Below are 7,370 nucleotides of genomic sequence, written 5' to 3'. Positions count from 1 at the left end.
GGTTCTTGGATTGACCGTTCAAGGGAAGCAAAAAGTGCCTTGGGACTTACGGGAACAGAACTGGAATTAGCCGCTGGACAACAAACCTTGACCTATATGATTGCCTTTCCAGGAATTCTAATCATTTTATTTGCTGTACTCTATTTTTGGCAAAAAAGTAGTGTAAAAACAGCCAGCGCCTAAAATTTCATTGTAAACAAAAAAGCCACCCTAGAGGTGGCTTTTTTTATCTATTCATTAAGTTTTCTATTTCCTCTATTTCAATTGGAATATTTTTCATCAGATTTAAGGGGGCACCCGTTTTTTGTAGTACTACATCATCTTCTAAGCGTACACCGAAACCTTCTTCTGGGATATAAATTCCAGGCTCAACGGTAAATACCATATTGGTTTCCATGGGCAAGTGTAAAAGACCATAGTCATGCGTATTGAGCCCTAAGTGGTGAGCTGTCCCATGCATAAAGTATTTTTTATAGGCAGGTTTTTCTGAAGATTCATTCTGAACATCTGCCTTGTCTAAAAGCCCCAATTTTAAAAGTTCAGAAGTCATCAGTTTGCCAACTTCAACATGATACGGCTCCCAATAGGTTCCAGGAACTAACATTTTGGTAGCTTCATCTTTCACTCGCAATACTGCATTGTAAACGGCTTTTTGACGATCTGTAAAACGACCATTCACCGGAATCGTACGGGTCATATCACTGGAGTAGTTCGCATACTCAGCGCCCACATCCATTAAAATTAAATCGCCGTCTCTACATTGCTGATTATTCTCTATATAATGCAATACATTTGCATTATTACCTGATGCTACGATAGGTGTGTAGGCAAACTTTTTAGAGCGATTGCGTAAAAATTCGTGAATGAATTCCGCTTCGATTTCATATTCCCAAACGCCTGGTTTTACAAATCCTAACACACGACGGAATCCTTTATTGGTAATATCACACGCCTTCTGTATCAAATCAATTTCAATAGGGTCTTTTACAGAACGTAAGCGTTGTAAGATAGGATTGCTTTTTGCAACGCTATGCGCAGGATATTTTGCTTTCCACCATTTCGTAAACCGATCTTCACGAGTTTCAGTTTCAACTGCAGCTCGGTAATGCTCATTCGTGTTGACATATACGGTGTCTGCATACGTCATCAACTCAGCAAATATTTTTTCTAAATCTTGAAGCCAAAACACGGTTTTGATTCCAGCGGTTTCCAACGCTTTTTCTTTCGTAAGCTTCTCACCTTCCCAAACCGCTATATGCTCATTGGTTTCTTTTAAGAATAAAATCTCACGATATTTCTCCTTTGGACAATCAGGAAATAATACCAAAATAGACTCTTCTTGATCTACCCCACTTAAATAAAAAATATCTCTGTGTTGCTCAAAAGGCATGGTACTATCTGCACTGATAGGATATTGATCATTACTATTAAAGACGGCAAGACTGTTTGGCTTCATCTTCGCCATAAAGTTTTTACGATTTTTAATAAAAAGCTTGTTATCTATACGATGGTATTTCATGAGATTCTGATTTTTATCAAAAGTACGAAATGTGATATGCTTCTGGAAATGTGTTTTAAGATTGTTTTTATACGCTTTCTAGGAACAAAGTGACGCAGAAGTTTATACTGAGTTTCGTCGAAGTACGAAAGCGTACACTTTCTTTTTTGACACATCCAAATCAAATCATGATAGAAATTCCATAAAATAAAAAACAAATTATATAAGGCTGTTTTAAAGAGTTGTTTTTGAAGCCAAATCTTAACAATTTTTAACGCTAAGCGCCTGTAACCAGTGATGTTTTAACGATTATACTTAGTATATTTAACAAAAACATCCACTATGAAAGATACACAACCACTATTAGAACCTATAACATTAGGAGAATTACAATTAAAAAATCGTGTCGTTATGGCACCCATGACTCGAAGTAGAGCCGATAATAAAGATGCTGCTCCTACGGAGGATTTACATGTGCCTTATTATACACAACGAGCCACTGCGGGTCTTATCATAACCGAAGGATCGCAAGTTTCAAAAAGAGCTGTAGGATATGTTTACACCGCCGGAATTCACAATCAAGCACAAATTGATGGCTGGAAGAAAGTCACTAAATCTGTTCATGATGCCGGAGGACGTATTTTTATTCAGTTATGGCACGTAGGAAGAATTTCTCATCCTGATTTTCACAATGGTGAATTGCCATGGGCGCCTTCAGCGATTAATCCTGAAGAGGAGGTATATACACCAGATGGACAAAAAGATACTGTTACGCCTAAGGCGATGACACAAGAAGAGATCAACATTACAAAAAAAGAATTTATACAAGCTGCCAAAAATGCGGTAGAGGCTGGTTTTGACGGCGTCGAAATTCATTCTTCAAACGGCTACTTGTTTCATCAGTTCTTTAGTCCCTTCAGTAACAAAAGAGAAGATATATATGGAGGAAGTATAGAAAACAGAGCTCGCTTTTTCTTTGAGGTCTTAGATGAAATGAAAGAAGTCATTCCAGAACATAAAATAGGCGCACGTTTTAATCCTTCCCTTCACGGCGTATTTGGAATGGAAGTAGAAGAAGAAACGATCCCAACGTTTGATTATATTATTAAAAAGTTAAGTGACGAGTACAACTTAGCCTATATCCATTTATCTGAGCCTTTTACAGATGTTTCAGAGGTTCCTCATGCAGTCTCAGAAATCGCCAAACGATACAGGCCTATGTACAAAGGAAACTTAATGATTAATACTGGATTTACACAATCCAAAGGAAACAAAGTAATTAGTAATGGAGATGCCGATATGGTCGCTTTTGGAAAACTATTTATTTCTAATCCAGATTTAGTAGGAAGATTCAGAGAAAATGTAGAAATGAGCGATTGGAATAAAGACACTTTTTACACACAAGGAAAAGAAGGATATATCGATTACGAAGCAAAAACAAGAGATTTAATCCCATCATAAATAAGAACCATTTTATTAACTAAATAAACGCCCAATATTGTGCGTGAGAAAATATATGAAAGACAGAGAAATAATGGGCGGATTTAGAACCATTAATCCCGCCACAGAAGAAACGATCAAAGAATACCAGTACATGACGAAAAAGGAGGCTTCTAAAGCTGTAGAAGATTGTCATCATGCCTTCTTAGATTGGAAAACCAAATCAGTAGATGCTCGGGCTTCGATTATAAAGAAAATAGGAGAAGTCCTTATGGAGCGTCGCGAAGAATTTGCAAAACTTATGACTCAAGAAATGGGAAAAGTAGTAAAGCATGGCTTCCAAGAAATAAAACTGTGTGCAGGTATTTGCGAATACACAGCAACCACAGGAATCAAAGAGCTCGAAGATGAAGAACGAGAATTACCTAATGGAGATAAAGGAATGATTACGTATTCGCCAGTAGGAGTTATATATGGGATTCAACCATGGAATTTCCCTTGTTATCAAGCAGTTAGATATGCTATCGCTAGTCTTGCTGCTGGAAACGGTGTATTATTAAAACATGCCGAGTGCTGTACAGGATCTGCGCTGTTACTACAAGAAATTATGGAACAAGCGGGTCTTCCTAAAAACTTATTTAAAGTATTATTAATCAATAATGATCAGTCTAATGAAGTCATTGCCAATACATACGTGAGAGGTGTCACCTTTACAGGAAGCCTCGGTTCTGGAAAAATTATAGCTCAAGAAGCCGCAAAGCATGCTAAGAAAACGGTGCTAGAGTTGGGTAGTAATGACGCATATATTGTTTTAGAAGATGCAGATATTGCCATGGCAGCAGAAACGTGCGTGCAAGGACGAATCTATAACAACGGAGAAGTATGTATCGCTGCAAAACGATTTGTTGTAGTAGAAAGTGTATATGAAGAATTTAAAGAGAAGTTTATCGCAGGCATGAACGAAGTGGAGTACGGAGATCCCACTAACAGAGATACTGCCATGGGACCCCTAGCACGAAAAGATTTACGAGAAAAACTACACGATCAAGTAACAAAAAGTGTAGACAAGGGAGCAGAAATCTTATTAGGAGGAAAGATGCCCAATGCAAAAGGATTTTTCTATCCAGCGACGATATTAGGAAATGTACAACCAGGTCAACCTGCGTATGAAGAGGAATTTTTTGGTCCTGTAGCAAGCTTAATTAAAGCGAAAGATCAAGAAGATGCCATGCGAATCGCAAATGACAGTAGATTTGGACTTGGAGGTGGTATCTTTAGTGAAAACATAGAAAAGGCAGTGGAGCTTGCAAAAAATCATTTTGACACAGGCATGGTATTTATTAATTCGGCAAGTGATAACCAGCCAAATATGCCATTTGGAGGCGTAAAAGATTCTGGATACGGAAGAGAACATGGAGGTTTCGGAATCAAAGAATTTGTCAACGTAAAATCGATTATGCCTATCAAATAATCTAGATTACTCACACATTAAAAAGTGGATATTCTTTATGAGTATCCACTTTTTTAGTTTATATACTATACTTCACACTTTGTTATTTGGTAAGATGTTTTTACGCTTTCGCGAAAGCGTACTCCACAAATTAAAACGCATCCTTCATCTTATGATACATTCAAGGCTATAACATTAAAAAGACAATCGCTTTACAAAGCAAAACCTCTTAAAACCTTTTTAAAGAAGATCATGCGCTAAAATTAGAACTGATTTGTGAGGCAGTTCAATACATTGAAAATGAGATAATTTTGATTTCATTGGAAAGAATTATAGTTAAATATTCGCCAAATAAAAGTATTTTACACATTATTGATAGTATTACTATTAGATTTGCATAGTAAACAATTAATTTTTTCAATAAGAATAACAAGTAAAACCAATAACAATGAAAAAACAATTAAGAGTATTCGCAGTCGCAGTAGTAATGATATCATTAATTTCTTGTAATGAGACTTCAGAAAAAGTAGTAAAAGAAACCCCTGTAGTTATTGAAACAATGGAAAAAGCACCAGTTAAGAGTATCATGACCGCAGAAGAGCAAGCGACGATGTCTCCAGATGAAATTATAGGAAGGTTAAAGAAAGGAAATGAGAATTTTGTAAATAATAATCTTACGCAACGAGACCATTCTGCACAAAGAAGAAAGGCAACCATCGGGCAATATCCAAAGGCGATTGTATTATCGTGTGTAGACAGTCGAGTTCCTGTTGAAGATGTTTTTGATTTGGGAATTGGAGATATTTTTGTGGCACGTGTCGCGGGTAATATAGAAAATAAAGATATTGTAGGATCTATGGAGTTTGCTACCGCTGTCGCTGGATCTAAAGTTGTTATTGTAATGGGACACACCGCTTGTGGTGCTGTAAAGCATGCTATAGATAATACAGATGCTGCTTCTATGGGCATGAATGCGCTCTCTGATTTATTAGCAGAAATTAAACCTTCTGTCATCGCCACCGAAGTAGATGGAGAAGTATCTTCAAAAAACGTAGCGTTTACCAATAAAGTCATTCATACGAATGCTATTAAAACCGTAGAAGACATCCGTGTACAATCACCAAAAATGGCAGCACTAGAAAAGAATGGTCAAATTAAAATCGTTGCTGCTGTTTATGACATGGAAACAGGGAAGGTAAGTTTTCAATATTAAAGTAGTTTAAAAAGCCACCCAGAAAAGTCTCCCTTTTCTAAGTACGAAAAGCTTCTTGGCTGGATGTACTTATCGGGTGGTATTTAAACAGCTTTATATAAAATGGTCATTTGTTAATTTTCATTTTAAGGTTCGCGTGAGCGAACCTTTTTCAATAGAAAGGGATGCTATTTCTGTATATTTTTTAAAAAATGATAGTGATAGGATTTCAAATGTTTCGACTGTCATAGATGCTTAAAGGCATTACTATCTATCAAAGAAGTCTGTAAATTTTTAGTGCTTGAATTCACGGAATTCAAGTAATGTGCTATTAAAATTTACTGAATAATTATATACTTTCATACACAGTATTAATTTAAAAAAAAACAATATGTTAAAAAACATTAAATCATTAGGAAAAATTTTAGACAAGTCTGAACAAAAAAATATTGTTGGAGGTTGGTTACCACCAGGATATTGTGATGATTTTGATACTCCAGAAAGCTTTAATCCAAATTGTGATACAGATGGTGACGGTCGAGATTGCCGCTTCCCATTTTATGTCAATAGTTTTGGAAGATGTACACTTTAAAGAAATGTATAAGCGAACTTCGGTTCGCTTTTCTTTTTCCCCCTTACCCTTCAATCGACAGTGTTACTTTACCTATGTTATCTTCTTGAGCGTTTTTAAATGACTCTTCGTAAATAGTATCGTCATTTTTTTATCATCACAATCAGAAAATATTATTTTTCATCTACAGTCATTGTACACGATGTACAACCATCACAATAATATACACAATTCCCTAAAAAACAGGTTTTATCTTTCGTACAAGAACATCCATTATTTCCTGCACAAGAGATAGAAGGCCCTTGTTGAAAATGTATGATTTGGTTGTCTTTATGTTCATCAAAATTTGGAACCACAGCAGAAAATGAAATTCCTTTATACTGCAATAAAACGTGTGTAGTACTTTCTTCTCCTTTTTCAGTAATTAATTCTGTTCCATTCTTGTAGTCATTTCCAATAAAAGCAACATCAAAAAATGCAATCAATGTATCTTTTGCGATATACTCCAAAAATATCTCATAGCCTCTATGTGTTAAGTTACCAGATGCTTTAAACTTTTCTCCGAGTAATTTACTAGAGGTATTATTGATAATCCCATAAGCAGGTTTCTTGATATCACCACCACTTGGAGTTCCTGTACAAGAACCCGAGCATGAGTTCTGTAAACAGCCATAGCCAACATTTTCATTATAAAAAACTTTACAGCTATTTTGAGCAGAACAAGCACAAGAATAACTCCCGAACTTTGAGAAACTTACTCCGTCTTTGTCATCGTAAAGTAAAAATTCAAAATCAGATGGTAATTCAATATCAATCTGGCTTTCTGAAACCATACGTACTTTTGTGCCTGACGGAAGCAGTATATCACCTATACTTGTTTGTTCTTCTACGATTCTGGTAATTACTTGTTCTCCTTGGAGATCATCTTGATTTTCTACCTCATTTTCACAACTCGTCATCGTGACTGCTATTATGAGCAGTGCAGATGATAAAAACTTAAAATACTTCATAAATAATTGTTTTTAGCAGAGTTAGTTATAAACAAAAGAACAAAATTATATTTATAAAAACAAATATAAATAATTGATAGTCAGTAATTTCTGTAAATTATGTATAGTGTGCAACAGTGTGTGCGGTTTTGCCATAATTGAAATACGATTTTTCACAAGATTTTCAAATCATGTTAAACTCCTTCCAAAAACTTTCACATAATTTCACA

Annotated in this window: 6 protein-coding genes and 1 pseudogene; 5 read left to right on the top strand and 2 right to left on the bottom strand. The window is 35.6% G+C overall.

The window, feature by feature from the left end; genetic code table 11:
• Positions 1-183: pseudogene (locus Q0505_RS02960) on the top strand (hypothetical protein); the annotation flags it as partial.
• A gap of 43 nt (positions 184-226) precedes the next feature.
• Here Q0505_RS02960 and Q0505_RS02955 read toward each other — a convergent pair.
• Complete coding sequence (locus Q0505_RS02955) at positions 227-1,519, bottom strand: aminopeptidase P family protein (RefSeq protein ID WP_299208607.1); 1,293 nt, start codon at positions 1,517-1,519, stop codon at positions 227-229.
• A 321-nt stretch (positions 1,520-1,840) separates the two neighbouring features.
• Here Q0505_RS02955 and Q0505_RS02950 point away from each other — a divergent pair, with 321 nt between their 5' ends.
• The 4 genes from Q0505_RS02950 (at position 1,841) to Q0505_RS02935 (ending at position 6,172) form a co-directional block, all read left to right on the top strand.
• The gene (locus Q0505_RS02950; RefSeq protein WP_299208605.1) at positions 1,841-2,959 is read left to right on the top strand and encodes an alkene reductase; all 1,119 of its coding nucleotides are present in this window, start codon (positions 1,841-1,843) and stop codon (positions 2,957-2,959) included.
• Between the two features lie 55 nt (positions 2,960-3,014).
• On the top strand, positions 3,015-4,409 hold the full coding sequence (locus Q0505_RS02945) for an NAD-dependent succinate-semialdehyde dehydrogenase (protein WP_299208603.1): 1,395 nt from the start codon (positions 3,015-3,017) through the stop codon (positions 4,407-4,409).
• Between the two features lie 427 nt (positions 4,410-4,836).
• Positions 4,837-5,601, top strand: coding sequence for a carbonic anhydrase family protein (locus Q0505_RS02940; RefSeq protein ID WP_299208601.1), 765 nt, complete (start codon positions 4,837-4,839; stop codon positions 5,599-5,601).
• A gap of 370 nt (positions 5,602-5,971) precedes the next feature.
• A complete protein-coding gene (locus Q0505_RS02935) occupies positions 5,972-6,172 on the top strand; it encodes a hypothetical protein (RefSeq protein WP_299208599.1) in 201 nt (66 codons plus the stop codon).
• A 152-nt stretch (positions 6,173-6,324) separates the two neighbouring features.
• Here the strand turns inward: Q0505_RS02935 and Q0505_RS02930 are convergent, their stop codons facing one another.
• The gene (locus Q0505_RS02930) at positions 6,325-7,161 is read right to left on the bottom strand and encodes a hypothetical protein (protein ID WP_299208597.1); all 837 of its coding nucleotides are present in this window, start codon (positions 7,159-7,161) and stop codon (positions 6,325-6,327) included.
• Positions 7,162-7,370: the final 209 nt, after the last annotated feature.

It is taken from the genome of uncultured Dokdonia sp. (assembly GCF_937910895.1).
Lineage (GTDB): Bacteria > Bacteroidota > Bacteroidia > Flavobacteriales > Flavobacteriaceae > Dokdonia.
Note: the sequence above shows the minus strand (reverse complement) of the source record. Positions and strands in the feature narration are given on the sequence as shown.